4 protein-coding genes are annotated in these 4,117 nt (G+C 39.7%); all 4 read left to right on the top strand.

From position 1 onward, the window contains the following. Positions 1-198 (top strand): hypothetical protein (locus HMPREF0027_RS12180; RefSeq protein WP_208853668.1); only part of this gene is annotated, 198 nt, incomplete at its 5' end. After that, the gene (locus HMPREF0027_RS01630) at positions 119-1,507 is read left to right on the top strand and encodes an SLC13 family permease (protein ID WP_005621615.1); all 1,389 of its coding nucleotides are present in this window, start codon (positions 119-121) and stop codon (positions 1,505-1,507) included. The genes HMPREF0027_RS12180 and HMPREF0027_RS01630, both read left to right, overlap by 80 nt. 156 nt (positions 1,508-1,663) lie before the next feature. Beyond that, complete coding sequence (locus HMPREF0027_RS01625) at positions 1,664-2,839, top strand: phosphoglycerate kinase (RefSeq protein WP_044024215.1); 1,176 nt, start codon at positions 1,664-1,666, stop codon at positions 2,837-2,839. Between the two features lie 150 nt (positions 2,840-2,989). Further along, entirely contained in the window at positions 2,990-4,066 is a 1,077-nt protein-coding gene (gene fbaA / locus HMPREF0027_RS01620) for a class II fructose-bisphosphate aldolase (protein WP_005621611.1), read from the top strand. Positions 4,067-4,117 lie beyond the last annotated feature (51 nt).

Genomic DNA, 4,117 nt, shown 5'->3' with positions numbered 1-4,117 from the left:
GGGGTGCAGATCAACTTGCTGGCTTTTTTCTTATACCTCTTTACTTTTGATAAAAATACACTATTGTCGAATTTAGCGTCTATAAAAGACCGATATACAAACAATAAGAGGTATAACTATGTCAAAAACAACCAAAAGCCCAATAAGGGGCATGATAATTTTATTGCTGGACCTGATACTGTTTTTTGCGTTACTTAAACTGCTACCGTTTAATCCGCAAGAGAATCGAGGACTGGCATTGCTTATTTTTGTCGGCATTTTATGGCTAACCGAAGCTTTCAATATTACTGTTATCTCTTTAATGGTGCCTATCTTTGCCATTTTCTTGAATGTCTTATCGACTAAAGCGGCTTTCGCTCCTTTCTCTGAACCTATTATTTTTATGTTTTTTGGCGGCTTTGTTATTGCAGCCGTACTTAATTTACAGAAAATTGATTTATGGATCGCTAATCATGTGATTCGTTTAGCTAAAGGTAATTTAAAACTTACCATTATCTATTTATTCGGCGTAACGGCTGGACTTTCATTATTTATTAATAATACGGCGGTTGCGGCGTTAATGTTGCCTCTAACCCTTGGGATTTTGCATCAGTTAGATTTCCAACAGCATCGCAGATTATATGTATTTGTATTGCTTGGTATTGCGTTTAGTTCAAGCATCGGCGGTATGGGAACTTTGGTCGGATCAGCGCCTAATGCGATTTTAGCCTCTTATATTAAAGTGTCATTCTCTGAATGGTTAGCATATGGTATGCCTGTCGCTGTGTTATTAATGATTGCGATGGTGTTTTCTTTATTAGTTGTGTTACGACCGAACTTTAATGTGCCGTTTGAAGCAAAGGTTGAACAAATTCCATTAACGGCACAACGTTTGGCGACATTAGTTGTTTTTTGTATAACGGCAATCTTATTAACCTTCAGTAGTATGATTGAGCCATTATTACGTCAGGCATTGGATTTAAAGGAGTCAATTAAAAGTTTTGATGCAGTGATCGCAATGATTGCTGTTGTCGTGCTTTGTATTACGAATACGGCAACTTGGGCACAGATTCAAGAACGTGCCGAGTGGGGCGTATTAATGTTATTCGGTGGCGGGTTAACCCTTGGTATCGTGTTGAAAGATACCGGTGCAAGTAAAATTCTGGCTGATGGTATCGTAAACTATATCGGTAATAAACATTGGCTGATTATGACGCTTTCTATGGCGGCGTTTATTGTGTTTTTAACCGAATTTACTTCAAATACCGCAAGTGCTGCGTTAATGATGCCGATTTTTATTTCGGTCGCAAATTCTTTAGGCTTACCGCCGATTTCACTGGCTGCAATTATTGCTTGCGGTGCTTCGGCAGCATTTATGTTGCCGATCGCAACTCCGCCAAATGCGATTGTGTTTGCTATCGGTTATATTAAACAAAGTGAGATGGTTAAAGTCGGATTACTTATGAATCTTGCTTGTGTATTAATTATTGGCTGCTTGTCGTATTTCTTCTGGACCACTTGGTGGTAGCACTCCATTTGGAGTTTAACAGGTCAAGTAAGCGGTCAAAAGTTGGCTATTTTTTGCAAAATTATGCAAGAATTTGATCTACATTCGCCCAAAATGGGTAGAAAATGATATAATCATGCTGTTTTATTTTTGAAACTTAAAAAAGAGGAACTTACTATGTCAGTTATTAAAATGGCAGACCTTGATCTTGCTGGCAAACGTTTATTTATCCGTGCTGATTTAAACGTACCGGTAAAAGATGGCAAAGTGACATCTGACGCACGTATTCGTGCAACCATTCCTACCTTAAAATTAGCATTACAAAAAGGTGCTAAAGTAATGGTAACTTCTCACTTAGGTCGTCCAACTGAAGGTGTATTCGAAGAAGCAAACTCTTTACAACCTGTGGTTGACTATTTAAATGCATCGGATTTAGGTGTGCCGGTACGCTTAGTACGTGACTATTTAGACGATGTTGATGTTGCTGAAAACGAAATCGTAGTGCTTGAAAACGTACGTATCAATAAAGGTGAGAAGAAAAACGATCCTGAGCTTGCGAAAAAATATGCGGCACTTTGTGATGTTTTCGTAATGGACGCATTCGGTACAGCACACCGTGCTGAAGGTTCTACTTACGGTGTTGCACAATTTGCACCGGTTGCATGTGCTGGTCCGTTATTAGCGGCAGAATTAGATGCTTTAGGTAAAGCATTAAAAGAACCACAACGTCCGATGTTAGCAATCGTAGGCGGTTCAAAAGTTTCTACTAAATTAACTGTTTTAGACAGCCTTTCAAAAATCGCAGACCAATTAATCGTTGGTGGCGGTATCGCAAATACTTTCATCGCAGCAGAAGGTCATGCTATAGGTAAATCTTTATATGAAGAAGATTTAATCCCTGAAGCAAAACGTTTAGCTGCAGCAACCAATATCCCAGTTCCAGTTGATGTACGTGTAGGTACAGAATTCTCTGAAACTGCTCCGGCAACAGAAAAAGCAGTATCTGAAGTTCAAGCGGATGAATCAATTTTCGATATTGGTGACAAATCAGCAGAAGAATTAGCAAATATTATCAAATCTGCCAAAACTATTCTTTGGAATGGTCCGGTTGGCGTATTTGAATTCCCTAACTTCCGTAAAGGTACTGAAGTGATTTCAAACGCAATCGCAGAAGCAACGGCAAACGGTGCATTCTCTATCGCAGGCGGCGGTGATACGTTAGCGGCGATCGATTTATTCGGTATTGCGGATAAAATCTCTTACATCTCAACAGGTGGCGGTGCGTTCTTAGAATTCGTAGAAGGCAAAGTATTACCGGCAGTTGAAATCTTAGAGAAACGTGCAAACGGCTAATTCTTAATAATAAGCGGTCAAAAATCGCAAAATTTTTGCAAAATTCGACCGCTTGTGGGGACATGAAATTTCATATCCGTTACAAAATTTAAGAAGGACGCAATGCCTTGCGTCCTACCAAATCTATCAAACACTATAGGAAACTTAAAAATGGCATTATTAGACATCGTAAAACCGGGTGTAGTAACAGGCGACGACGTTCAAAAAGTATTCGCTTATGCTAAAGCAAACAATTTTGCAATTCCGGCGGTAAACTGTGTAGGTTCTGACTCTGTAAATGCAGTATTAGAAACAGCAGCGCGTGTAAAAGCACCTGTTATCGTTCAGTTCTCTAACGGTGGTGCACAATTCTATGCAGGTAAAGGTATTAAACCAGCATCAGGTGCTCGTGCAGATGTTTTAGGTGCAATCGCAGGTGCGAAACACGTTCACACATTAGCAGAAGAGTACGGTGTACCGGTAATTCTTCATACTGACCACGCTGCGAAAAAATTACTTCCATGGATTGACGATTTATTAGATGCGGGTGAAAAACACTTTGCGGAAACAGGTAAACCTTTATTCTCTTCTCACATGATCGACCTTTCAGAAGAGCCAATGGAAGAAAACATGGCAATCTGCCGTGAGTACTTAGCTCGTATGGATAAAATGGGTATGACACTTGAAATTGAAATCGGTATTACCGGTGGTGAAGAAGATGGTGTTGACAACTCAGATGTTGAAGAGTCTAAATTATATACTCAACCGGAAGATGTTTTATACGTTTACGACCAATTAAACCCAGTAAGCCCACGTTTCACTGTTGCTGCTGCATTCGGTAACGTACACGGTGTTTACAAACCGGGTAACGTAAAATTAAAACCTTCAATCCTAGGTGCATCACAAGAGTTCGTTTCTAAAGAGCGTAACCTTCCTGCAAAATCAATCGACTTCGTATTCCACGGTGGTTCTGGTTCATCACGTGAAGAAATCCGTGAAGCGATCAGCTACGGTGCAATCAAAATGAATATCGATACAGATACACAATGGGCATCTTGGGATGGTATTCTTCAATTCTACAAAGCGAACGAAGCATACTTACAAGGTCAATTAGGTAACCCAGAAGGTCCAGATTCTCCAAACAAAAAATACTACGATCCACGTGTTTGGTTACGTAAAATGGAAGAATCTATGTCTAAACGCTTAGAGCAATCTTTCGAAGACTTAAACTGTGTAAACGTTTTATAATTTCAGATTGTAAAAAGTTAACCAAAAAAGACCGCTTATGATCTGCCCCCC

The organism is Actinobacillus ureae ATCC 25976 (genome assembly GCF_000188255.1).
GTDB classification, from domain to species: domain Bacteria; phylum Pseudomonadota; class Gammaproteobacteria; order Enterobacterales; family Pasteurellaceae; genus Actinobacillus; species Actinobacillus ureae.
Note: the sequence above shows the minus strand (reverse complement) of the source record. Positions and strands in the feature narration are given on the sequence as shown.

What these genes read in the sequence shown, in the direction of transcription:
- HMPREF0027_RS01630 (WP_005621615.1), top strand. Translation starts at nt 119, where the DNA reads ATGTCAAAAACAACCAAAAGCCCAATAAGGGGCATGATAATTTTATTG.
- HMPREF0027_RS01625 (WP_044024215.1), top strand. Translation starts at nt 1,664, where the DNA reads ATGTCAGTTATTAAAATGGCAGACCTTGATCTTGCTGGCAAACGTTTA.
- fbaA (WP_005621611.1), top strand. Translation starts at nt 2,990, where the DNA reads ATGGCATTATTAGACATCGTAAAACCGGGTGTAGTAACAGGCGACGAC.